Origin of the sequence: Pseudomonas sp. NFR16 (genome assembly GCF_900108875.1) — a bacterium.
In the GTDB taxonomy this organism is placed as follows: Bacteria; Pseudomonadota; Gammaproteobacteria; order Pseudomonadales; family Pseudomonadaceae; genus Aquipseudomonas.
The window spans coordinates 1,676,026-1,697,797 of record NZ_FNYJ01000001.1 but is presented as its reverse complement, the minus strand read 5'-3'; the positions used below and the strand labels follow the sequence as shown (position 1 = coordinate 1,697,797).

22 protein-coding genes are annotated in these 21,772 nt (G+C 59.7%); 8 read left to right on the top strand and 14 right to left on the bottom strand.

The window, feature by feature from the left end; all coding sequences use genetic code 11:
* Nucleotides 1-28: 28 nt before the first annotated feature.
* Nucleotides 29-967 carry a DMT family transporter gene (locus BMZ10_RS07570; protein ID WP_093459369.1) on the bottom strand — a complete coding sequence of 313 codons (939 nt, stop codon included), beginning with the start codon at nt 965-967 and terminating at the stop codon, nt 29-31.
* A gap of 74 nt (nt 968-1,041) precedes the next feature.
* Here BMZ10_RS07570 and BMZ10_RS07565 point away from each other — a divergent pair, with 74 nt between their 5' ends.
* Nucleotides 1,042-1,896, top strand: coding sequence for a LysR family transcriptional regulator (locus tag BMZ10_RS07565; RefSeq protein WP_093459368.1), 855 nt, complete (start codon nt 1,042-1,044; stop codon nt 1,894-1,896).
* A gap of 19 nt (nt 1,897-1,915) precedes the next feature.
* On the opposite strand, the gene BMZ10_RS07560 is transcribed toward BMZ10_RS07565, so the two are convergent.
* The 7 genes from BMZ10_RS07560 to BMZ10_RS07530 all read right to left on the bottom strand — a co-directional run bounded on the left by BMZ10_RS07560 (nt 1,916) and on the right by BMZ10_RS07530 (nt 8,613).
* Nucleotides 1,916-2,605 (bottom strand): YoaK family protein, encoded by a 690-nt coding sequence (locus tag BMZ10_RS07560; protein WP_093459367.1) that lies wholly within the window; start codon nt 2,603-2,605, stop codon nt 1,916-1,918.
* A gap of 77 nt (nt 2,606-2,682) precedes the next feature.
* Complete coding sequence (locus BMZ10_RS07555; RefSeq protein WP_093459366.1) at nt 2,683-3,906, bottom strand: MFS transporter; 1,224 nt, start codon at nt 3,904-3,906, stop codon at nt 2,683-2,685.
* A gap of 197 nt (nt 3,907-4,103) precedes the next feature.
* Complete coding sequence (locus BMZ10_RS07550; protein ID WP_093459365.1) at nt 4,104-5,123, bottom strand: alpha/beta hydrolase; 1,020 nt, start codon at nt 5,121-5,123, stop codon at nt 4,104-4,106.
* Nucleotides 5,124-5,689: 566 nt separating this feature from the next.
* On the bottom strand, nt 5,690-6,040 hold the full coding sequence (locus BMZ10_RS07545) for a hypothetical protein (RefSeq protein ID WP_093459364.1): 351 nt from the start codon (nt 6,038-6,040) through the stop codon (nt 5,690-5,692).
* 168 nt (nt 6,041-6,208) lie between these two features.
* Nucleotides 6,209-6,958: a creatininase family protein gene (locus tag BMZ10_RS07540; RefSeq protein ID WP_093459363.1), complete on the bottom strand. Its 750-nt coding sequence runs from the start codon at nt 6,956-6,958 to the stop codon at nt 6,209-6,211.
* A 134-nt stretch (nt 6,959-7,092) separates the two neighbouring features.
* On the bottom strand, nt 7,093-7,890 hold the full coding sequence (locus tag BMZ10_RS07535) for an aldolase (protein WP_093459362.1): 798 nt from the start codon (nt 7,888-7,890) through the stop codon (nt 7,093-7,095).
* Nucleotides 7,891-7,899: 9 nt separating this feature from the next.
* Nucleotides 7,900-8,613, bottom strand: coding sequence for a haloacid dehalogenase type II (locus BMZ10_RS07530; protein WP_218147194.1), 714 nt, complete (start codon nt 8,611-8,613; stop codon nt 7,900-7,902).
* Nucleotides 8,614-8,718: 105 nt separating this feature from the next.
* Here BMZ10_RS07530 and BMZ10_RS07525 point away from each other — a divergent pair, with 105 nt between their 5' ends.
* A complete protein-coding gene (locus BMZ10_RS07525) occupies nt 8,719-9,594 on the top strand; it encodes a LysR substrate-binding domain-containing protein (protein ID WP_093459360.1) in 876 nt (291 codons plus the stop codon).
* A gap of 170 nt (nt 9,595-9,764) precedes the next feature.
* Here the strand turns inward: BMZ10_RS07525 and BMZ10_RS07520 are convergent, their stop codons facing one another.
* Nucleotides 9,765-10,697 (bottom strand): hypothetical protein, encoded by a 933-nt coding sequence (locus BMZ10_RS07520; RefSeq protein ID WP_093459359.1) that lies wholly within the window; start codon nt 10,695-10,697, stop codon nt 9,765-9,767.
* 418 nt (nt 10,698-11,115) lie between these two features.
* Here BMZ10_RS07520 and BMZ10_RS07515 point away from each other — a divergent pair, with 418 nt between their 5' ends.
* The 3 genes from BMZ10_RS07515 to BMZ10_RS07505 all read left to right on the top strand — a co-directional run bounded on the left by BMZ10_RS07515 (nt 11,116) and on the right by BMZ10_RS07505 (nt 13,000).
* Nucleotides 11,116-11,592, top strand: a complete 477-nt coding sequence (locus BMZ10_RS07515) for a GNAT family N-acetyltransferase (protein WP_093459358.1) — start codon at nt 11,116-11,118, stop codon at nt 11,590-11,592.
* Between the two features lie 363 nt (nt 11,593-11,955).
* A complete protein-coding gene (locus BMZ10_RS07510) occupies nt 11,956-12,219 on the top strand; it encodes a DUF1652 domain-containing protein (protein ID WP_093459357.1) in 264 nt (87 codons plus the stop codon).
* Between the two features lie 361 nt (nt 12,220-12,580).
* Nucleotides 12,581-13,000 carry a hypothetical protein gene (locus BMZ10_RS07505; protein ID WP_093459356.1) on the top strand — a complete coding sequence of 140 codons (420 nt, stop codon included), beginning with the start codon at nt 12,581-12,583 and terminating at the stop codon, nt 12,998-13,000.
* A 39-nt stretch (nt 13,001-13,039) separates the two neighbouring features.
* Here the strand turns inward: BMZ10_RS07505 and BMZ10_RS07500 are convergent, their stop codons facing one another.
* Nucleotides 13,040-13,354 (bottom strand): hypothetical protein, encoded by a 315-nt coding sequence (locus BMZ10_RS07500; protein ID WP_143070269.1) that lies wholly within the window; start codon nt 13,352-13,354, stop codon nt 13,040-13,042.
* Nucleotides 13,355-14,298: 944 nt separating this feature from the next.
* Between BMZ10_RS07500 and BMZ10_RS07495 the strand changes: the two genes are divergently transcribed.
* Together BMZ10_RS07495 and BMZ10_RS07490 are read left to right on the top strand one after the other, a co-directional pair.
* Complete coding sequence (locus BMZ10_RS07495) at nt 14,299-15,735, top strand: pyridine nucleotide-disulfide oxidoreductase (protein WP_093459354.1); 1,437 nt, start codon at nt 14,299-14,301, stop codon at nt 15,733-15,735.
* 174 nt (nt 15,736-15,909) lie between these two features.
* Nucleotides 15,910-16,851 carry a ketopantoate reductase family protein gene (locus BMZ10_RS07490; RefSeq protein WP_093459353.1) on the top strand — a complete coding sequence of 314 codons (942 nt, stop codon included), beginning with the start codon at nt 15,910-15,912 and terminating at the stop codon, nt 16,849-16,851.
* A 123-nt stretch (nt 16,852-16,974) separates the two neighbouring features.
* Here the strand turns inward: BMZ10_RS07490 and BMZ10_RS07485 are convergent, their stop codons facing one another.
* Nucleotides 16,975-18,222, bottom strand: a complete 1,248-nt coding sequence (locus BMZ10_RS07485) for a M20/M25/M40 family metallo-hydrolase (protein WP_093459352.1) — start codon at nt 18,220-18,222, stop codon at nt 16,975-16,977.
* Between the two features lie 202 nt (nt 18,223-18,424).
* Between BMZ10_RS07485 and BMZ10_RS07480 the strand changes: the two genes are divergently transcribed.
* Nucleotides 18,425-18,667: a DUF465 domain-containing protein gene (locus BMZ10_RS07480; protein ID WP_093459351.1), complete on the top strand. Its 243-nt coding sequence runs from the start codon at nt 18,425-18,427 to the stop codon at nt 18,665-18,667.
* A 292-nt stretch (nt 18,668-18,959) separates the two neighbouring features.
* On the opposite strand, the gene csrA is transcribed toward BMZ10_RS07480, so the two are convergent.
* The 3 genes from csrA to BMZ10_RS07465 all read right to left on the bottom strand — a co-directional run bounded on the left by csrA (nt 18,960) and on the right by BMZ10_RS07465 (nt 21,705).
* Entirely contained in the window at nt 18,960-19,148 is a 189-nt protein-coding gene (gene csrA, locus BMZ10_RS07475; RefSeq protein WP_093460134.1) for a carbon storage regulator CsrA, read from the bottom strand.
* Nucleotides 19,149-19,722: 574 nt separating this feature from the next.
* On the bottom strand, nt 19,723-21,075 hold the full coding sequence (locus BMZ10_RS07470) for a GntP family permease (protein WP_093459350.1): 1,353 nt from the start codon (nt 21,073-21,075) through the stop codon (nt 19,723-19,725).
* Between the two features lie 114 nt (nt 21,076-21,189).
* Nucleotides 21,190-21,705 (bottom strand): gluconokinase, encoded by a 516-nt coding sequence (locus BMZ10_RS07465; RefSeq protein WP_177182083.1) that lies wholly within the window; start codon nt 21,703-21,705, stop codon nt 21,190-21,192.
* Nucleotides 21,706-21,772: the final 67 nt, after the last annotated feature.

Here is a 21,772-nt window from a genome sequence, read left to right as displayed (position 1 = left end):
GGACCCTAGGACGTTTCGTGGGCAGCAGTCAGCTGCTTTTGCGCTGTTGCGATTCGGCCTGAATCACCAGCCCGATGCCGACGCCAGAGACCGCCATGCCCAACGCCATCAGCCAGGACAGTGGTTCATCGAACATGACCCATGCCCAGAGCAGCGTGACGGGCGGGCTCAGATACAGCACGCTGGCGACGCGCGTTGCGCTCGCGCGACGCAGGCACATCCAGTACAGGCCATATCCGCCGAGCGTCGACAGGGCCACCGTCCACAACACGCTGATCGCAAAGCCCGCACTGGCGATCGGCGCGAGACTGTCTTGAACGCCCTGAAGGGCGGCGAACGCAAAACTGGACACGCAACTTTGCAACCAGAGATTCGGCAGCAGGCCCAGCGCCTTTGGCGTCGGCGCGTGCTTTTGCCACAGCGTGGCGACGGCCAGCGACAGCATGCCCAGCAGCGGCAGGGCGTAGGCCCATGACGGCGCGTTGCCCCAGGCCAGCGCGTCGTGGGTGACGAGCATCACGCCCACCAGTCCGGTCACCAGCCCGGCCCACACGCGCCACGTCAGACGTTGCCGCAAGACCACGGCAGCGAGCAGCGCCATGCCCATCGGCAGCAGGTCGGCAAACAGCGCGGCAAGGCCGGCCGGCACGCCCAACGCAATGCCTTGTGTGACGCCCATCAGGTAACCGGCCATCGCCAAGAGGCCGATGCCGGCATTTTTCAGCAAAACTGCCAACGGCGTCTGCCGCAGCGGTTTGATGACGAAGGGCAAGAGCACAACCGTGACCACCACGCAGCGCCAGAACACCACCAGCGATGCCGGAGCGTAGTCGATCGAGAACCGTGCGCCGATGAATCCGGAGCTCCAGGTCAGGATCAGGGCGAGTTCGAGCACCGGCAACGGGATCGCCTGTCTCCGGTGGGGACGGCTCAGGGGCGTGCAGGTCGATGGCGTTTGCGAGTTCATAGGGCTAACCTACGGAACTTGCGTGATTCAATAAATCAAAATAAACGGTATCAGTTGTTCAGGCTTATTAAATCATGACGGCGATTCTCGACATCGATCTGGTGCGCACCTTTCATGCGGTGGCCCGCATCGGCAAATTCAGCGCGGCGGCTGAACAACTGCATAAGAGTCCGGCAGCGGTGAGCGTGCACATCCAACGCCTGGAGTCGATTGCCGGCGGGCGTCTGCTCAATCGCGACAATCAATCGGTGTCGCTGACCACGCTGGGCAAGCGCTTGCTGGTGAGCACGACTGAGTTGCTCAGTACTCACGACCGCGTGCTGGCCGACCTGCACGGCACACGCCTGGCCGGCCGGATCAGCCTGGGCGTGCCGGACGAATACGCCACGCACGTGATCCACGACATATTGCCGACGTTCGTCGCCGCTTGGCCGAACATTGTGCTGGAGCTGAAAACCGCGCCCAGTTACGCGCTGCGCGACCTCGTGCAGCGCGGCCGGCTTCAGGCAGCAGTGATCGCTCAGTCCAGGGAGCAATTGGCCGAGCACGATCATCGGCTTGTCACGACCCAGCCAGTGTGGGTGGGGTCGGCGCTGCACGCCGATAACCTGCCTGACCCGATCCCGCTGGCTGTGCACGCGGTGCAATGCCCTTATCGCCAGGCCATGATCCAGACCCTCAAGCTCGGCGGACGGCGCTCGCGCATCGTGCTCGAAAGTCCCTCCAATCAGGCGGTAAAAGCCTGCGTCGAGGCGGGTCTGGCGATCAGTTTGGTCGACCGCGCCCGTGTCACGCCGCGCATGCGTATCCTGCACGGGCTGCCTGTCATTGCCGAGCACGATGTGGTGTTCATCCGCTCGACCGCTTCCCGGGGCGACGAGGCCGTCGACCTGCTGTCACAGGCCGTCAGGCAGTTTTTTCAGTTGTGACCCAGGCGCTTGTGATCGGTCAGGCCACGCTGTCCTGGCTGCCGAATGTGCGCACGCAGGTCCAGACCGCGACGGCCACCGGCAGCGCCAGGCACCACAAGCCCACGCCCAGATAAAGCAGCGCGGCGCCGATGCAGCCGACCGTGAAGCCAAGCAGATTGAGGCTCACCGGCTTGAGACGCTGCCTGATTGCGGCGCGCTGCTCTGGGTCGCGCAGGCCGATCAGCGCGAACACATCGATGGCGCCTTGGGTGACGTTGCCGGTCATCAGCGTGGTCGGCGGCGCGCCTTTGAGGTGCTGGCGTGATATCGCATTCTGGATCGCCATTGCTGCGACGCCGGTCATTCCTGTGAGCAAAGCCGCAGCGCTGTCGCCATCACTGAACGGCCCGAGCCAGACGGCAAAAACGCCGAACAGGGCCAGCAGCAACGTGTGAAGGATCAGCAGCGGTCGCAACGGCGTGAGGCCGCGTCGGTTGATCGAGACCGCCGCGATGTGCGAAAGCCCCACCACCAGCGCGAAGACCGGCAGCGCCAGCAGTTTGGCCAGTGCGCCGGAAGTGCCGTGGACGATACTGACGCCGAGGGTGACAAAGTTGCCGGTCACGTGGGCAGTGAACAGACCCTGCAAGGCGAGAAAGCCGATGGTGTCGACGAACCCGCCATTGAAACTGAGTGCGGGCGCCATGGAGCGGTGAATCGTTGGCATGGGAAATTCCTTGTGAGCGCCGCCGGACCGAGTCGGGCGGGGCGGCGTTCAACAATGTCAGTGGTGTTTGAGAGGGGTCAGGCGCCGGGGGCTGCGTCGTCTTCAAGCGGGCCTTCAGGCTGGCGGACATAGATCGCCAGCAACAGCGCACCCAGGCTCAACGCCGCCAGTGCCACGGAGCCGACGTCGATCGCCAGGTCCAGGCCCCACGCGGTGGCCGCGCGTCCCAGCAGCATCGCGACCACCCCTTGCATCAGGTACGCCACCAGAAACAGCGCGGATAAGGTGCCGGCGCGGTGATGCATCGGTGCACGGGCATTGATCATGTTCAGGCCGCCCATGAACAGCAGGCTGTAACCGGCACCGCTCGCCGCGCTGGACAGCAGGAACACCGACAGCGCATGGGTGGCGGTGGCTAGCATCAGCAGCGCAAGACTGGCGATCGCAAAGCTCGCACCGGCGATGATCGAGAGCCTGGAACCGAAGCGTTTGGCGACGATACCGGTGATCCCCAGCACGATGGCGAACAGTGAAATCGCGCCGCCGTTGACCAGGGCGTTGCTTGAACCGATCAGGTCATGGGCGATCTGCGAGCCGAGCGACAGCATTGTGGCGCCCACCGAATAGGCGCTGAGCACGGCGCTGACCGACACCAGAAACGTGCGGCGCAGCGGCTTGTGAATCTGCGGCAGCTTCAGCGACCAGCGTTTTTTAGTTTCCGCGGCAGTGTGGCGTGGCAGGTTCCAGACGCCGTACAGCGTGGCGATCAACACGATGACCAGCACCCAGAAGCTCAAACGGGTCGGGAAGGGTGCGTATTGAATCAGCGCGCCGCTGAGGATCAGCGCGGCAGCCAGGCCGAACGCCTGTGCGGCGGTGGTAATGGCGCCCGCCAGCCTGGCTTTGCCGGGTGCGCTGAATTCCACTACGGCGGCGGCAGAGGGACCGGCAGACAGACCAACGCCGATGCCCATGAAAGCACGGCCGACCAGCAACCAGATGACGCTGGGCGCGATGGCGAACAGCAACACGCCGATCAGCGAAGCGCTCAGTCCCAGCAGCATCGCGGCGCGTCGACCGATGTAATCGGAGAGATCGCCCAGCGCCACCAGCGTCGCGACGACGAACACCGGGAAGACCGCGAATATCAGCGTGGTCACCGTGGGTGTCAGTTGCCATTGGTGGGCGTAAAGCGGGTACATCATGGCGGGCGCGGCGCTGGTCCACAGTGTGTGGACCACCACGGCAGCGGCCACCCAGAAGTTGCATTGGCGACTCCATGTGCGTGGGGAATTGCTCATTTGACGCGCCTCGCTTTGTCGAGTCGGGATGTTAACGGCGGACAAGGTTGCAGCCTTGAACGGATGTGCGTTTGTTGCGCTGCATCTTCTTGCACTGAGTCAGGAGTGCGGCCGTGGCGCGAGCGCCGGCCAGATGAAACGGGCCAGGCAATCGATGATTGGCTGACCCGCTGCGTTCATTGGCAAGCCGGGCTGTGTCAGTTCAGGTGAGCTTTCAGCTCGCCTGCGGCCTGACGCATGGCGGCCTTGACTTCGGGGATATTGCTCAGCGGGTTGAGCAGGCCGTAATCGTGAACCATGCCGTTGTAGCGCACCGCCGTCACATCGACACCGGCGGCGTCCAGCTTGCGGGCGTAGGCTTCGCCTTCATCGCGCAACACGTCCAGCGCTGCGGTCTGCACCAGCGCCGGTGGCAGGCCTTTGAGCTGGTCGGTCGTGGCACGCAGTGGCGATGCATGGATCTCGGCGCGCTGGCCTGCATCGGTGGTATAGCTGTCCCAGAACCAGGTCATCATGTTCCTGGTGAGGAAATGGCCTTCGGCGTATTGCTGGTACGAACCGGTGTCGAAACTGGCGTCGGTCACCGGCCACAAGAGCAACTGGAAGCGCAGTTTCGGCGTGTTCTGTTCCTTGGCCATCAAGGCGACCACTGCAGCCATGTTGCCGCCGACGCTGTTACCTGCCACAGCGAGACGCGTGCCATCGACGTTAATCTCCTTGCCGTGTTCGGCGACCCATTTCGTGGCGGCGTACGCCTGGTTGATAGCGGTCGGGTAATGCGCTTCAGGCGACGGCGTGTAATCGACGTACACCGCGACGGCACCGGAACCCACCACCAGGTCGTGGATCAGGCGAGCGTGGGTCGGGTAATCGCCCAACACCCAGCCGCCGCCGTGGAAAAACATGAACACCGGCAGTTCACCCTTCACCTTGGCCGGGCGCACGATGGTCAGCTTGATGTTCTGGTTGTCGGCCTTGATGGTTTTCTCGCTCACCTCGGTGCCGGAGAGGTCCACTTTTACCGAGTTCTGCGCGCCGGTCAGTACGGCGCGGGCATCCTTGGGCGTCATCTGTTCAAGAGGCCGTCCGCCACCTGCCGCCAGCGCGTTGAGGAATGCCTGGGTCTGGTGTTCAGGCACATCGTTCTCAGCGGCGAAAGCACTGCCGATGGACAGGGCGAGGAGGGTGGCGGTCAGGGCTTTTTTGATGTTGTTCATGTGGGCTCTCTCGAAGTTCGTCAGGAGTCTTCAGGTTTGCGGAGGGCACCGTCTGCCGGCGCCCATCTCAAAATGTTCAGCCCGCTCGCGCCGTTTCGCGCTTGCTGGCTGGCTTGGATGCAAATGTACGGATTTAGAGTGAGGGGAACAATTAGGGTAAAGCGAGACTCATTGTTTCTTATTTGGGGACGCTGCGGGTCGGCCCACTGGCAGTGCGCCGATTTCAGGGGGCGCGTTTGCCTTGAGGATAACGTTTGATTCACACGATCTTCGGCGTTGCCAGAATTGTGTTGAACGGCAAAACCTGTGGGAGCGTGGCTTGTCCCGCGATCGGCGACGCAGTCGTCGTAAACCCGGGCTAGGCGATCTGCCTGAAGTACCGCGTCATCCGATTCTGCTGCCGCTGCGCGCCAGATCGCGGGCAAGCCACGTTCGTACAAGGTAATGCAGCGTCGACGGGTGTCGAGCAAAGCCAAAAACGTGGGGGAGTGAGCCTGCTCGCGATGGCTGATTTCCCGACATCCTGTCAGGTTCAGGTTCGACGGCAATGCAGTGGCGGGAATCAATCAGCTACGCAGGTCTTTGTTCACGTCATCGCCACAGGGCGTCTGGCGGGATTCGCCAGGGAAAAATTCACCTTCCACGCCCAGCGCTTTCATACGCGCTTCCAATTTCTGTTTGACCTCGTCGACCTTCTCCTGCTTTTCCAGATCGACCCTCAACCACAACCGCGGCAGATTCTGGAAATACACCTCGTCGATTTCCACGTCCGTGGTCAGTTCGCGGTCAGCACGCCACAGGCATTCGCGTTCGGTCTGCGGATCCTGAGGCCACTCTTCCTTAGTAGTCAGCCAGACTTCGTGGTAGTCGTGCAGGTTGATGGTCTCGAGTTTGTCCACCGGAATGAAAGTATTCACATATCACCTGTCAGCCAAGTGGATCGGGCAGGGCCGTTGCGCCCCTGCCTGCCACGATCCGGTACCGTTGAGAAAAGCGCATGAAACTATGGCTGCGGCACGGCTCACGAGTTCAACGTTTTTATCGCCTGAGTGGCGCGCTTGACAACTGGCCAGGTGCGTCGGTGATCACTGCGGCCTGACTTCACGGCTGAACGCGGCCACCGCTTGAACAAGCCCTTGGGCGGCGACGCGCACCAGTTCACCGCCTTTTTCCGGGGTGGCCAGTGAAGGGTCCGAACCCATGCGGCCATCGGCGAAGCGGGCGCGGAAATCGAGGGCTTCCCGAATAGGGCCGGTCGGGGCAATCTGCGGCGAGTAGTCCGCGGTCTTGATCGACTCGGGATAAGCCCACTGCGTGACCGCGATTTCGGACGGCGTGGCGTGGGAACCATGGCCTACCGGAAACTGCTGCTGGGCCAGCTCGCCGACGCCTTCCAGATCCCACCAGTTGCACAGTTTCAGCGCGAAACCGGCAGGGCGCCTGGCGAAACTCGCTTCGGCGTACAACTCCGAGAACGCCGCTTCGATCGAGGCGATATTGCCGCCATGGCCGTTGAGGAACAGGATCTTCTCGAAGCCGTGCCCGGCAAGCGAGCGAACCCAGTCGCCGATGGCCGCGATGAAGGTCGAGGGGCGTAGCGAGATGGTCCCGGGAAAGCCGAGGTGATGCTGCGCCATGCCGATGTTGAAGGTAGGAGCGATCAGGATATCGGCGTTTTTCTGGGCTTCATGGGCAATGATCTGCGGGCACATCCAGTCGGTTCCTAATAAACCGGTCGGACCATGTTGTTCGTTGGAGCCGATCGGCACGACCACCGTGCGGCTGCGCTGGAGAAACTGGTCGATCTCGATCCATGTCGATGCATGTAAAAGCATTTTCAGAGCCTCGCTGGGGCAGTCTTGATTGACGTGCGAACGCAGCGAAGCGTACTCGAATTGGCCACCGCGGCCAACGAAGCGCAGTCCGTCACGACGCGTGTGCGCTGGCCGACTGCGCTTGCCGCGGCGTCTCAGTGTGCAAAGTCAGGCGCCGTGCGCGTGAGTATCCGTTTGACGCTCTCCAGATGCAGTCTGGCGCTTTCGGCATCTTCCTCGCTCATCTGGCGCGCCGTTCGCACCAGAATCTCCGGTTCGATGGCCTTGAGCGCACGGCCGCTGCTCATGGCCTTGAGCTGCACTTCGGCGGCGCGCTCCAGGTAATACAGATCGTCCCAGGCCTGGGCAATGCTCGGCGCGGTGACCATGACTCCATGATTCTTGAGAAACACGATGTCCGCCTGACCCATCGACGCGGCGATGCGGTCGCCTTCGTGGTTGTCCAGCGCCAAGCCGTTGTAGTGCTCGTCCACCGCGACGCGGCCGTAAAACTTGAGCGCGGTCTGACCGGCCCACATCAGCGGTTCACCTTCCAGCATCGCCAGCGCCGTGGCATGGGGCATGTGCGTGTGAAACGCCGCGACTGCCCGCGGTTTATGCAGATGGAGGCGAGCGTGGATATAAAAAGCGGTGGCTTCCGGTTTGCCATCGCCCATGATCACGTTGCCGTCGACGTCGCAGATCAGCAGGCTGGACGCGGTGATTTCCTCGAACGCCAGACCATATGGATTGACCAGAAACAGGTCCGGATGCCCCGGTACCAGCGCCGAAAAATGGTTGCAGATACCTTCACTCAGCCCCAGCCGCGCCGCCATGCGCAGGCTGGCGGCCAGATCGGTCCTCGTGGCCTCGATCATGACGGTGTTCAGGTTCGCTTGCTGCCGGTCGTTGCGTGCAGGCCGCAGATCACTGGCGCGTAGGTCGTGTGCCATCGTGTTTTCCTATTCGTTCGCCCAACCTTTGCTGCGGATATAATCCGCAACCTGGGACAGATCCGCCAGCGTGGCGTCAGGAGTGTAGTCGGGCAATGGCTTGCGGCGGGTTCCGCGGTCGATCCAGACACAGCGAAAACCCATGCCTTTGGCGGCTTCGAGATCCAGATGCGGGCTGGCGCAAATGTGCAGCACTTCATCGAGGCCGACGCCGAGCGTTCGGTGAGCATGCTGGAACAGTCGATGATCCGGTTTGTAGGCCTGCGCTTGCTGGGCCGTGATGACTCGATCGATGTAACCGCCGAGCTGAGCGACGTTGCCGGCAATGATGTCGTCATCCGTGTTCGACACGATGCACAGGCTGAAGCCCTGATCCTTCAACCACTTCAATGCGCCGAGCACTTCCGGGAACGGCGGCATGGCACCAATGCGCTGAATCAGACCTTCGGCATCCTCCGGCTCGCACGGCATGCCTGATTCCTGCAGCGTCAATGCCATCGACTGGCGCGAGATATCGGCGAACGAACGATGCGGCGGCGTCTGTTCCAGCGCATGCTCATGGCGATCGTAAACAGCGATGAAGGCGTCGGCGTCGAGACGGGCGTCCTTGCGCTCGAGCAACTGCCGAACGTAGTCGAGCAGCCCTTCATCCCATTGAATGAGAGTGCCGTAGCAGTCGAATGTGATCCAGCGCGGGCGGGCAGGGGATGTGCTCATGGTCAGTTCCTCGTAGCAGGGTGTGAACCGATTCTGCGAGCAATGGCGATCATCGTAAAATTAAATTACATTGCTGAAATAATTCGTTTACTGAATGAGTGGGTCATCCCAGTGTTTGATCTTGAACTGCTGCATACATTTGTTTGTGTGGTCGATGCCGGCGGCTTCACTAAAGCGGGGGAGCGGGTCAATCGCACGCAATCCACCGTCAGCCAACAGATCCGCAAGCTGGAGGATCAGCTAGGTCGCCCACTGTTGCTGCGTCAGCGGGCGAGCAAGCACATTCAACTGACCGAGGATGGCGAGCGCTTGATCGGCTATGCCCGGCGGCTGGTTGCGTTGGCCTTGGAGGCGCACAGTTCGCTCAGTCGTGACGACGAGACCGGCGTAGTCAAACTGGGTGTGCCGGAGGATTTCGATGTGCAGCGCCTGATGTCACTGTTGTCCGGGTTCGCGCGGGAACATCCGCACATCCGCCTGGACACGGTCAACGGGCTGAGCGTCGACCTCTATGCGCGGCTGGATAACAAGGACATCGATCTGGCATTGGTCAAGCGCGACCTCGCCGGTCGGCATGGGCAGCGGCAGGACACAGCGCTGGCGAGTTGGCCCGAGCAGGTGCATTGGGTGATTGGCCGAGACACGCGGGTGATCGACGATCCAGTCCCGCTCGTGGTTTATCCGCAAGGGTGCATTTACCGCAATCGCATCGTTCATGCGCTGGAATCCTCCGGACGCCGCTGGCGCGTGGCGTTCGCCAGTCAGAGTCTGGTCGGTATTCAGGCCGCGGTGTCGGCCGGTCTGGGCATCAGTCTGTTGCCTACTTCGGCCATGCGCGAGGACCATCGGTTACTGACACCAAATGAAGGCTTCGCCCAAGTGCCGGGCGGAGAACTGGCGTTGATTGCCGGCAGCCGGCTGCTGACGCAAGTGCAGCAGACACTGGTGGCTTACATGAAGGAACGCATGACAATGGAATTGGCCTGAAATCTTTCGGCTGTTAAGCGCCGGGCGAAAAAAATCCGCGCAGGCCCCGTAAGGCACAGCGCGGATTGTCTACGACTCGATCAGTGCATGAACAGAGCGATCAGGATGATCACTGGAATCGGCACGCCGAGGAACCACAAGAGTAGTGAACGCATGATGTCTCTCCTTGATCAGCGGATGGTTGAAGTGCTGGTGTAGGCACGGGTTTCTACGTAGGTCACGGCGTCACGGCGACGACCGCCCCAGATGGCAGCGAGGCTGGCGACGAAGGCGCCGATCAACAGTGCAACGAACGTCCACAGGGCGCTCATGGCGGCGACCTTGGCGGCGGCATCGGCGGCCTGTTGAGCTTTGACCTTGGCATCCTGAACGGCTTGCTTGGCTTGGCCATACACCTGATCGACACGCGCCTGAGCGTCTGCCTGACTCAGGTTGGTGCGTTGGGCGACCAATTGAGCCAGGTAGTTGCGGTCTTCCGGCGCCAGTTGGCCATCGTTGGCCAGGGTCTTGGTGAAGATGCGCACGACAACGCCGCGCGCAGCGTCGTCGCTGACAGCGGCAGGGCGGTCGTCACGGAACAGGGTGTCGACGAAGTAACCGTATTGGTCACTGCTGGTATTGCTGGCCGCGTTGCCTGCAGCCACGGCTGCCGTGCCGGCAACGCCTGCGACAGCACTCGCACCGGCCTTGACGCCGCTGCCGACAATGCCGCTTACCGAACTGACGATCAGCACGGCAGCCACCAGCGTAGCGACGGCCCAGGCAAGGAAACCATGGGCGGTGTCACGGAAATACACTTCGTCGCCGTGCATGTTTGACCACTTCACGCGCAGACGACCGGCCAGATAGCCGCCAAGTCCTGAGGCAATGATTTGCGTCAATGCGAGCCAGACCACCGTGGAGATCCCGATGGTCTTGGCGCTGGCACCTTCGTTTGCCCAAGGCGACATGGCTGAGAATCCCAGCCCCGAGCCCAGCAGAACGAGAATCAGCGAAAGTGCGGCGGCGCCGGCGGCGCCGGCGAAGATGGCTCCCCAGGAAACTCCCGAGGCGTTGGTGGATTCTTCTACAGCGGCAGGATAAGTATCAGGGGTGACGTTCATTGTTTTGCTGCTCCGTGCGAATAATGTGTGCTTCGCGGTTGAACGGTGCAGTGCTTGTGCCAGTCTCGACCAGCGGAACAACGGTATAAAAATCAACAAGTTGTGCAGTACCGATAATCGCGGATTCATGCATTTTGCATGAATTGCTGCCGTGTCACAGGCGTTATGCCCGGTTCGAAAAAGTGCTGAGCTGTCAGGGAGTTGCGCGCACTTTTTAGTGTTAAGACATCGTATCTGAAACATCTGGGCACCAAATTACCGAACATGAGGTCTTATTGACCGTATTTGACATCGCGTCGTCATGCGATTGACATGCCTGCCCTTGCGCGAGAGGCCGTCCACCAACTTTCGTGCCGTGCTGGCGCCGTTTGTCTTATAGTCTGAATCCAGTGCCCGTTTCTTCGAGAGGATAACCGTCATGTTTCTACATCGCCCCCTGGAAGAAAAAGACATCCCCGTCGTCTGTGATATGCCGCAGAGTGTCGACGAACTCTTCTATATGTTCCCCAAAGCCACGTTTCCGCTGACGCCTGCGCAGTTGAAGGACTCCATTGAGCAGCGCTCCGATAACACGGTGATCGAGTTGAATGGGGAAGTGGTGGGATTCGCCAACTTTTCCCGCTACGACTTCCGCGGACGCTGTTCGATGGGCAATGTGATCATCGCACCGCATGCTCGCTCTAAAGGTGTGGGCCGCTACATGATCGGCTGCATGATGGAGTTGGCGTTTGGCAAGCACGAAGCGAGTGAACTGACGGCATCGTGCTTCAACCACAATGTGCCTGGCCTGCTGTTTTATCCCAAGCTGGGATTCAAGCCATTCGCCATCGAAGAGCGTCAGGACAAGAAAGGCTCGCGTGTCGCATTGATTCACCTGCGCCTGCCGCGCACTTGATCGGCTCGTTCGTCGGTACAGCGTGTGCGGGGCGACGAACGGACTGGTCCGAATATTACAAAACATCAGTCGGTCGATCGTCGCGCGCTGGTTTGGCGTCCCGATCAATCGGCTTTTTGTCGTTATTCAGGGCGGATGAATCGTTTTTTCTGTCTTGATGACCCGTTACACCCCATTGCGGTGCACTCAAATTCATCGCGTTGCTACAACTTGGGGCGAGGTGTATAAATTGGGTATTCGCCAATAACCACGAGGCTTATCTGACGAATCAGGATCACTGCGGATCCCATGGAAGCCAATCAATAAACGCCCGGTCCAGGACTGCACTTATTCTTTCAGCAGTCCGGCCGAGGGAGGATGTCAATGATTGCATGCACACTGTCTAATCTTGAACTGCGAAGCATTATTGAAAGTGCTTTTCTGCCCATGCGCTGTAATTGCTCGGTGGTCGACGACTCTATGAGCGTCGAAATCATCGACCCGGTCAGCCAGGACGTTAAGCTGTACAGTTCAGGAATTTCGCTGGACCACTTGGATACCAGCCGCGCGCTGTGTGAACTGATCACGGCATTGCGAAGCGAATTGAAGAAACAACCGCAGCCATTCCCTCACGCCCTGGCGGGATAAAGTGGCCGCAATAGATCGATTACGTCTGATCATTCATGCCCATGGCGCTATACAGGCCATGGGCATTTTCATGGGCGATTACGACTCGTAAGCGTGTTCTCGGCAGATAAATGTTGGCAGCCAAGAGTCAGCTGGCGTGTCACGGTAATGAAATGCGTACAAAGGCGTGGACGTAATCTGGGTAATACGTTCAATAAGGTGGATGGGCACCAGGTAGTCAGAGCCGAGTCGGAACGGTTAATTGCGCAGTGAGCTGCTTACCTGACGCAGCTGTGCAAAGGGCTCTGGCAATACAGCTCCAGACCTTTTATCGTTACGCGGCAAGTGGCGCTCCAGGCCAGAACGAATACAAGGGGTAGGCATGGCGGATACGCAGCCTGATGTCCATGAAATACCGCAAGGCAGAGCAGCAAGTCGGCTGGATGTGCGCCGCAGGGCGCTGGTCGGCATGGGCTGCCTGTTAGGTATCGTGGTGATCTGCGTAGGGGTGATCGCCTACATGCTCAACCATCTCGAGACCCGCAGGGCCAGCGTTCAGCCTCCCATGACGGCCCTGGAACGAGCGCGACTGCTGCCTCCCGATCCGGTTCTGGAGACCGCGCCTCGTCTTGACGGCTTGCGCTACCGCGACAACGATGAGCCCGGCATTGACGGTTTTTCACCGTCGCACACGACTGAACGGCAAGTCAGTCCCATGCCTTTCAATCAGACCTTGATTCGCCAGAGCGGTGATCTGTCTTTGACTCACAGCCTGCACGCCTCCACTGAGGCGCGCCAGTAGAGCTGCTGCGAAACGTGCATGACGAGTGGCCTTGATTGCTCAATGCACCCGGCGACGATGTTCATTCTCGAAGAGCAGTTTGAATTGTTCTTCGCCCTCACTGCGGATCGCGTAATGCTCACGAATCGGGCCTGCCTCGATGCGGCCGTCCATCGCAACCCGAATGATCGAAGATTTGGGCAGGTAATCTGGAACGTCCCCGATGATGGTCAGCTCACGCAGCGTGTGGCCGTCCTGTTCGATGGTCGCCAGCCGCACGCGGCAGGTCGCCTGCATGGGGATCGGGCCGAACAAGGTATCTCGCGAGTAATCGATTTCGGCAATGCTGGACCGACGGTTTTTATCAGCATTCATGGTGGCCACCTCTATATCCATGCAAAAGTAAGCGTAAGCCTGATAATGGAGACGGATCTGCTTGAAATAGTTCTGATTTTCTTACCGTAGGCCTTACCGTTCATCGGGTGCGTCGACGTGCCTCATCTTTTCCGCCCCGATACCCGCCGCAGTTCGAGTAATAGTCTATTGCCTGACGTCAAATTCCTGCCTCTGTCGAGGCATTGATTTAGTTGACACTGAAGTTTAATCGGCCGTTATAACGCTTATTTTCAGACGCTGGAAAATTGTCTTTTTTCGATATTTAACGATAACAACTCTTGTTTTTGAGTCGGCCAATGAGCGCACTTTAAGCCCGAGACTATTTTAAAAATGCATGGGGCCCGCATGTCCTTGCGAATTTCCGACGTCAAAATTAAATCTGTATTAAAATCAATGTGTTATCTGCCATTTATTCAAAAAATATGTATTTCTCGAAAATTTGACACTTCCAGGCTTTTTTGAAACTATCGCGTTACGGTTTTTCTTCTCGCTCCATCGCTACTGTCTCTTTGCCGCCGCCGGCTGTTTAATTGAGCGCTTGCCTCCAGTCGGGCCTAAGTGGCGGTAGCGTCCCTGTAGAAAGGGAGACTTCGCCCGGGTCATTTTTCATGTGGCGGGCGGGTCTAGGCTGTGGAATTACGCCTGGAAACCGGCATTTTCAGTCACGCGACCCTTGAACCAGAGCCTTCCAGGCTTGATCTGTGTGGACTGCTTTTCGATATCCATTCGCGGCGATTGACTTCACCGACAATGGCTACGGTAGTTGTGCGTTTTTTTTCAGTGCAAAAACGCTAGTTGCTGTTCGTATCAAGTTCGACATTAAAAAACATCGCATCGGGGTGGGCTGTCGCGGTTCCTGTTAGTACCGGGGCGGGACGGTTCCGGGCTGCGCTAATGCATCGACCAAGTATGGAGTCATGATTATGTATGGAGATCATCTGGAAACCGTCTGCGGTTGTGTAGTAGGAGGCGCAGGACCAGCAGGCATGGGATTGCTTTTCAATGCATTGAAAAGTGGGACCATGCCTGAATTGGCTAAGGAAGGCCTGATTATTGTCGATGCCAGCCCGACTCCTGGCACAGGTCGTCTGGGGCAATACCGGATCACTGCCAACTCGGTCGGCGACGTGTTTCTGGATTGCCTGCGCGATCCGGCGTTGCGTGACGTCTTCGAGCCGTTGGAGCATTCACCGGCGTACTGGCGGATCCGGCGTCAGGCGCAGAGCGCCCCGCAGTTGGCTGACGTGGCGCAACTGCTGGCGGAAGCGTCGACCCTGGTGCTGGATTTCATCGTGGAGCATTACGGCGTCAAGCTCTGGAGCAGCACCACGATCACTGAAGTCGTGCACGACGGCGATGAATATCAGGTGTGGGTCGAGTCGGAAGGGCGCACGCGGCGTATTCGTTGTCGCGCTGTTGTGCTTAATCTGGGCGGTCGTCAGGATCCTCAACACCTGCTGAACGGCCTGGCGGACCAGGGCCTGGCCATTGCGCCGTCAGCCAGGATTCAAAGCGCTGATGCCTTGTTGCGCATGAACGCCGTTCAACTGCGCGACCTGTTCGCTTCGACACTCGCGCGAAAAGGGCGGATTAGCGTCGTGGGCGGCTCACACAGCGCGTTTTCGGTGCTCGAGAACCTTGCCGACGCCTTGGAATTCGCGGGGCTGAAGGAAGTGACACTGGTTCATCGCTCGCCGGTCCGTCTGTTTTACGAGACCGCACAGGCGGCAATGGACGCCGGTTATACGTTCGATCCCCGCCGCGATGTGTGTCCTGTTTCCGGTAGGGTCAATCGCTCGGGCGGCCTGCGCTATCGTGCGCTGGATGTCGGGCGCGAGGCGCTGGCGAACGGGCACATCGGCAAGACCGGCGTGCGCGTGCAACTGCTGCAGACCGACAACGGTCCTGCTGGTCATTACGAGCGCGCCCGCGAGGCCTTGGCGGAGTCGGAATTCGTCGTCCAGTGCACCGGTTATCAGCCCCTGCTGCCCGCCTTGAGCTATGCGAATGGCAGCCCGATCAATCTGCTGGAAGTCAAAGGCGGACTGGATTCAGACCCTTGCGGCTGTCCGCTGGACGCCACGGGTCAGCGCCTGCACGGGTTGCATCTGTTCGGGCTCGGCGCAGGCCTGGGTGTCGATCCCCGGCTAGGCAGCGAAGCGTCGTTCGACGGTCGGATCTATGGCGTCTGGCAGTTTCACAACGACGCCAGCCGGGCCGTGATCGATGCAGTGCTTGAGCGTTTGCAGGTCCCCCTGGCCCAGCCGGTCAGCCTTGGACGTCTGCTGGTCGCAGTGCCAAGCCGGAACGAAGAACGGCAACCGTTTCTGTGGCCCGCGATGGTCAACGCGCAATCCTGACTCTCCTTGCAGTAGCTTTCCCGGACCGCCCCTCGCGCTCCGGGATTTTTTTTGCCCGAGGCGTGACCATCTCATCTATATGTTGGTTGTCATCCTGCTTTTGGCTAGAGTCTGTCGGGTCATCTATTCTGGGGGCTCGACCCTCTCCGGTTCATCAACAAGGGCTGACAGGACATGCGTATTCTGATCGTGGGCGCGGGTGCAATAGGCGGTTATTTCGGCGGGCGATTGCTCGAAGCCGGACGTGACGTGACGTTTCTGGTGCGCCAGGGCCGATCGGAGGAGCTGGACCGTGACGGCCTGATCGTTCGCAGTCCACTGGGCAACATTCTTTACCCCTCGCCGCCGCATCGTCTGGCGGCGTTGCTGGATGAGACATTCGACCTGATTCTGCTCAGTTGCAAGGCTCAGGACCTGGACGCCGCCATGGATGCCTTCGCGCCGGCGGTAGGCCCGGACACGCTGATCTTGCCGCTGCTCAACGGCATGGCTCATCTGGACCGGCTGGGCAGACGTTTCACGCCCGATAACGTGCTGGGCGGGCAGTGCCTGATTTCGCTGGACCGTGATCCGTCCGGTGTGATCCTGCATTTGAACGACACCAACCAATTATCGTTCGGCGAGTTGAATGGCACTCAGACCCCGCGCATTCTCAAGGTTGCGGAGGCGCTGGCCAACGCAGGATTTGACTCCAGCCTGAGCGAACAGATTGTTCAGGAGATGTGGGAAAAATGGTGCTTCATCGCGACAGGTGCCGGCGTCACAGGGTCGATGCGCGCAAGCATCGGTGATGTCGTTGCCAGCGGCGGCGAAGGGTTCATTGTCGGTCTGCTGACGGAGTGCGCACAGATCGCGCAGAACGCGGGTTACCCGATACGCAGCGAAGTGCTGCAACGTTTTCAGAAGATGCTGACAACGCCGGGTTCAAAAATGACCGCGTCAATGCTCCGGGACATAGAGCGCCACGCGCCGATCGAGGTTGAGCACGTAATCGGCGACATGATTACGCGGCGTCCGCAGCAGGACGCGCCTGCGCCCGGCGGCTTGAGTGCTCTGGATCTGGTCTATCTGCATCTGCGCGCATACCAAGCGCGGCGGCAACGGGAACACGCATAGGCCGCGTCGCAACGCTGGCGCGCCGCGCATTCTCTCGCGGCGCGCCTTGCCTTGTCGCGCAGACTTCTCTGGCAAGATCGCGGCGCGATCGAATAACGCGTCGTCAGTCGGCGGGGCGGAGCATCAGCCTTTCTGCTTCGTCAGCTCCATGATCATCCGCGTCAGCAGATAGATCCTCGGCGACACGCTTTCTACCTCGGCGTACTCCTCAGGCGTATGAATGTTGCCGCCGACGATGCCGAAGCCATCGAGGGTGGGCACGCCGACGCCCGCCGACAGGCTGGCATCCGCTGCGCCGCCGCTGCCTTCGATCGTCAGCTTGCGGCCGATCTCGCCATAGATGTTCTGCGCGATGTCGACCAGCCGGTCGGATTCGGCCGTTTGTGGCATCGGCGGTAATCCACGCTCCAGGCGCGTCGTCACCTCGGTTTCCGGGATCAGCTTGTCGGCCGAGACCCGCGCCAGGTCCTTCTCGATACGGTCGAACTCTTCGGGCACCGCAGCGCGCACATCGCCTTTGGCGGTGGCCTGATCCGGAATCACGTTGACCCGGTCGCCGGCGTTTAGCACGGTGAAATTGATCGTGGTCTTTTTCTCGGCGTCGCCCAGCTTGCCCAGCTGCAGAATCTGGTGGGCGACTTCCATCGCCGCGTTGCGCCCCAGCTCCGGAGCGACGCCGGCATGGGCCGCCTTGCCTTTGACCTCGACCACCGCGGTCGCGCTGCCTTTGCGCCACACCACCAGGCCGTCAGCGGGACGGCCCGGCTCAAGGTTCAGCGTGACATCGTGCTGCCGGGCGACTTTCTGGATCAACTCGGTGGCGGCGGTCGAACCGGTCTCTTCGCTGGCATCGAGCAGGAAAGTGATTTGCGCGTAGTCCTTGAAGTCGAGGTTCTTGAGGATTTTCAGCGCATACAGGCCGGCGACGATCCCGCCCTTGTCGTCCATGACGCCTGGCCCATACGCGCGACCGTCTTTGATATGGAAGGGGCGGGCAGCGGCCGCGCCTTCCTTGAAGACCGTGTCCATGTGGGCCATCAGCAGAATCTTCGCTTTGCCGGTGCCCTTGAGCGTGGCGACGACGTGGCTGCTTTTGTCCGGCGCGGTGTTGGGGAAGGTCTCGATGCTGGCGCCGAGTTTTTTCAGCTCGTCGACGACGATGCCGCGCACCTGGGTCAAGCCAGGCTCGTACCCGGAGCCTGTGTCGATATTGACCAGCCGTTCCAGCAGCTTGAGCGCCTCGTCCTTATACTGTTCAGCGTCGGCCTGCACCTTTTTGTCCGGTTCCGCCAGCGCGGGTGTCGCCATGCTGATGGCAATGCCCAGTGTCAAAGCGCTGGCGATAAGGGAGCGAGAGAAAGGGAAAGTCATGTGTCGATCCTTGATGTCATTTCTGATTGTTGTGGATCACACCGTAGCCGCTTGAACAGGATTGTGCATGTCAAAATGCGACGCGAAGCCCAATGATGCATGGGCATGCTAGGCGCGCGGATCGTTCGCGGACGAAAAACGCCGAACCTTTGTGCTGGGCTACCCTCAATAACTCAACATCAGCCAAGCGCAGGAGAGTCCCATGCCGGTCAAGCACGATTTGCTCGCAGATCTGAAAATCGACAAAGAAGAGTTAGTCAAAAAACGCGGCAGTGACCCTAAGCTCAATCAATTGGTCAACGATTACGAGGAGCTCGACGCCGACATCGTCAAGGCGGAGAAGGGGCCTTCGGGCAGCATTTCCGATGACGAGCTCAAGAAGCTGAAAGAGAAGCGCTTGCTGGCCAAGGACAAGATCGTCAAACAGCTGGAATATCCGGGTTAATCAGGATTTTCGCATACACAGTGCGGCTGGCTTCCATAGGGAGCCGGCCGTTTTTTTTCGGGCGCACCCACACGACGCCGCCCTTTAGTGCGAACTAGACGGGCTGCAAAGTGCGATTCAGAGCAGTCGTCCTGGTTGGCGAAGTGCGTTTGTGATTGCATCGTTAGTTGCCAGAAGAACAGTCGGGTGGATCCAACTTAGTGGCAAAAAAAGGCGCCGTGTTGGGCGCCGTTTTTTGAGTGTCAGCAGCTGCGGGCTGCTGGCAGTGTCGGAATAGTATGAACCGGGTGGTTCATTGGGGGTCCTGATCAGGTGCGGTCTCGGCCTTGATGCGTTTGTAGATTTCTTCACGGTGAACCGAAACATCTTTCGGAGCGTTAATCCCGAGCCGGACTTGCAGACCCTGTACGCCCAGAATGGTAACGGTGATTTCGTCACCAATGTTTATGCTTTCGCCGACTTTGCGGGTGAGTATCAACATAATCTTTTCCTTGATGGCCTCTTGAAGCGCCTCTACCAGGAGGCTGGCGTTAGCCTTTGGGTGGTGGTAATTGCCGAGTGCATCCAAATGCGTCCATCAGTATGACGCCATTGGTACGAATTTAATTCCCCAGGATCATCTTCTTGTCATTGATAGGGTTTCTCCCAAGGCCAACCGGCATGCGAATTTTGCCTGTTTGTGGCTATAAATCCCGTCGGAATTGGCTATGACTCTGATAGCCAGATCCGGGGCGGCGCCTATTGCACACTCCTTTCGCATTTATTGCAAAGAACTCGTGCCGGGCGGTGATGAAATTTTTCTTAGATTGCCCAGTCCGACATCTCTTCATGCAGTGTAGGAGAGTTCCGAATTGTGTAGAGGCAAAGTGGCATAACTTTAGTCGAATCTTCGACAGACTGCCCGCAAAGGCGTGTATCCGGATGCGTACAAAGCGTGCTGGGGCGACGAGGCGTCGAGGCGGGGGGATGAGCGCAGGCAAGGCAGCGAGGCGTTCGCGGGCCCCTTAAACGACATGCCCACCGCGAGGGTGGGCATGGGTGCAGCGGTCAGAGAATCAGACCACCAGCGACAACAGCATGATCAGGATGATGCCGACGACCGACAGGATGGTCTCCATCACCGTCCAGGTTTTCAGGGTTTCAACGACGGTCATGTTGAAGTACTGCTTGACCAGCCAGAACCCTGCGTCGTTGACGTGGGACAGAATCAACGAGCCTGCGCCCGTCGCCAGCACCAGCAGTTCGCGGTTGACGCCCGGCACCATCGCGACGACCGGCGCCACGATACCTGCACCGGTGATGGTGGCCACGGTGGCGGAACCGGTGGCAACGCGAATCACCGCAGCGACCAGCCATGCCAGCAGAATCGGCGAAATCTGCGCCTGCACGGCCATGTGGCCGATGAGGTTGCCGACGCCGCTGTCCACCAGCATTTGCTTGAAGCCGCCGCCAGCACCGACGATCAGCACGATCGCAGCCACAGGCGCCAGGCTCTGGTCCAGCAGCTTGATGATCTGCTCGCGGCTGAAACCACGCGCCGAGCCGAAGGTGTAGAACGCCAGCAGCAATGCAAACAGCAGGGCCGCGATCGGGTGACCGATGAAGTCCATCCAGATGCGGAAGATGTGGCCGTTAGGCAGCGCTACGTCGGCAAAGGTCTTGAGCAGCATCAGGAATACCGGCAGCAGGATCGTCACCAGGGTGATGGCGAAGCTGGGCAGGTTCTCGTTGGTCGACTCCTTCGCGATCTGATCCATCAGCTCTTTGGACGGGTTGCCGGGAATGTGCTTCGCAATCCATTTGCCGAAGATGGGACCTGCAATGATCGCGGTCGGAAACGCAACGATCAGACCGTAAAAAATGGTCTTGCCGATGTCAGCGTTGAAGATGCCGATGGCCAGCAGCGGGCCCGGGTGCGGAGGCACCAGACCGTGAACCGCGGACAGGCCGGCCAGCAGCGGGATGCCGATCTTGACGATGGACACGCCGCTGCGACGCGCGACGATGAACACCAGCGGGATCAGCAGCACGAAGCCGATTTCGAAGAACAGCGGGATACCCACCAGAAACGCCGAAAACATCATGGCCCAGTGAACGCGTTCCTTGCCGAAGCGACGGATGAGCGTCTGTGCGATCTGGTCAGCGCCGCCCGAGTCAGCCATCAGCTTGCCGAGCATGGTGCCCAGGCCGAGGATGATACCGACGAAGCCAAGCACGCCGCCGAAGCCGTCCTGGAACGATTTCATGACTTTATCGACGGGCATTCCGGAGGTCAGCCCGAGAAAACCTGCAGCGATGGTCAGTGCAATAAAAGGGTGGACTTTGAACTTGGTGATCAGCAGCACGAGGCCGACGATGGTCACCAACGCATCGACCAGCAGATACGTGTCTTGAGTCATACCGAACATGGGGTGTCTCTCCGTTGTATTTTGTTTTTTTGGAGCTACTGCTCAGCGCTGTTGTTCACTGCCTTGTGTACAAATAAGACAGCGCTATCTTTGTCGCTCACGCCGGATCCAGGATCAGGAGCCGGTGAGGGCGGTGGCAGATGGGGTGTGTGAAGACTTCCACCAGGAAGCCGCGTCGATGCCGATCTGTTCGATGGACTTGGTGGCGTCCACGACCAGCGTGCGGTCTTCGCCATAAGGCGGTTCGAGCGTGGCGAACTGACTGTCCACCAGGCTTGCCGGCATGAAATGTCCCGGGCGATGCGAGCAGCGTTCGGTGGCCAGCTCTTTGGTCAGCTCCAGAAACACGAAACCCAGGCCCGGCACGGCCGCGCGCAGGCGGTCACGGTAAATCAGCTTGAGGGAGGAGCACGTCAGAATCGGCTTTTCGCCATTGCGCAGTGCGCTGGCAACTTCTTCGCCCAGGCGAGTCAGCCAACCGGCACGGTCTTCATCATTGAGGGGATGACCAGCGCTCATCTTGTCGATGTTGGCCTGTGGATGAAACGCGTCGCCTTCGATGAGGCGGCCGCCGCTGTTTTTGGCAATCTCAGCGCCGACGGCGCTCTTGCCGCAGCCGGAAACACCCATTACCACGACGGCGGAAATAGCATGTGGAGCAGTAGTCATAAAAACCTCGTCCCGAAGACAGCGCTGT

Bases quoted from the DNA above. Each gene is read 5' to 3' on its own strand.
- BMZ10_RS07555 (WP_093459366.1), bottom strand. From the start codon at position 3,906: ATGAGCAATTCCCCACGCACATGGAGTCGCCAATGCAACTTCTGGGTG.
- BMZ10_RS07490 (WP_093459353.1), top strand. From the start codon at position 15,910: ATGCGTATTCTGATCGTGGGCGCGGGTGCAATAGGCGGTTATTTCGGC.
- BMZ10_RS07485 (WP_093459352.1), bottom strand. From the start codon at position 18,222: ATGACTTTCCCTTTCTCTCGCTCCCTTATCGCCAGCGCTTTGACACTG.
- BMZ10_RS07495 (WP_093459354.1), top strand. From the start codon at position 14,299: ATGTATGGAGATCATCTGGAAACCGTCTGCGGTTGTGTAGTAGGAGGC.
- BMZ10_RS07470 (WP_093459350.1), bottom strand. From the start codon at position 21,075: ATGTTCGGTATGACTCAAGACACGTATCTGCTGGTCGATGCGTTGGTG.
- BMZ10_RS07515 (WP_093459358.1), top strand. From the start codon at position 11,116: ATGTTTCTACATCGCCCCCTGGAAGAAAAAGACATCCCCGTCGTCTGT.
- BMZ10_RS07565 (WP_093459368.1), top strand. From the start codon at position 1,042: ATGACGGCGATTCTCGACATCGATCTGGTGCGCACCTTTCATGCGGTG.
- BMZ10_RS07560 (WP_093459367.1), bottom strand. From the start codon at position 2,605: ATGCCAACGATTCACCGCTCCATGGCGCCCGCACTCAGTTTCAATGGC.
- BMZ10_RS07465 (WP_177182083.1), bottom strand. From the start codon at position 21,705: ATGGGTGTTTCCGGCTGCGGCAAGAGCGCCGTCGGCGCTGAGATTGCC.
- BMZ10_RS07550 (WP_093459365.1), bottom strand. From the start codon at position 5,123: ATGAACAACATCAAAAAAGCCCTGACCGCCACCCTCCTCGCCCTGTCC.
- BMZ10_RS07570 (WP_093459369.1), bottom strand. From the start codon at position 967: ATGAACTCGCAAACGCCATCGACCTGCACGCCCCTGAGCCGTCCCCAC.
- BMZ10_RS07480 (WP_093459351.1), top strand. From the start codon at position 18,425: ATGCCGGTCAAGCACGATTTGCTCGCAGATCTGAAAATCGACAAAGAA.
- csrA (WP_093460134.1), bottom strand. From the start codon at position 19,148: ATGTTGATACTCACCCGCAAAGTCGGCGAAAGCATAAACATTGGTGAC.
- BMZ10_RS07520 (WP_093459359.1), bottom strand. From the start codon at position 10,697: ATGAACGTCACCCCTGATACTTATCCTGCCGCTGTAGAAGAATCCACC.
- BMZ10_RS07500 (WP_143070269.1), bottom strand. From the start codon at position 13,354: ATGAATGCTGATAAAAACCGTCGGTCCAGCATTGCCGAAATCGATTAC.
- BMZ10_RS07540 (WP_093459363.1), bottom strand. From the start codon at position 6,958: ATGCTTTTACATGCATCGACATGGATCGAGATCGACCAGTTTCTCCAG.
- BMZ10_RS07510 (WP_093459357.1), top strand. From the start codon at position 11,956: ATGATTGCATGCACACTGTCTAATCTTGAACTGCGAAGCATTATTGAA.
- BMZ10_RS07505 (WP_093459356.1), top strand. From the start codon at position 12,581: ATGGCGGATACGCAGCCTGATGTCCATGAAATACCGCAAGGCAGAGCA.
- BMZ10_RS07535 (WP_093459362.1), bottom strand. From the start codon at position 7,890: ATGGCACACGACCTACGCGCCAGTGATCTGCGGCCTGCACGCAACGAC.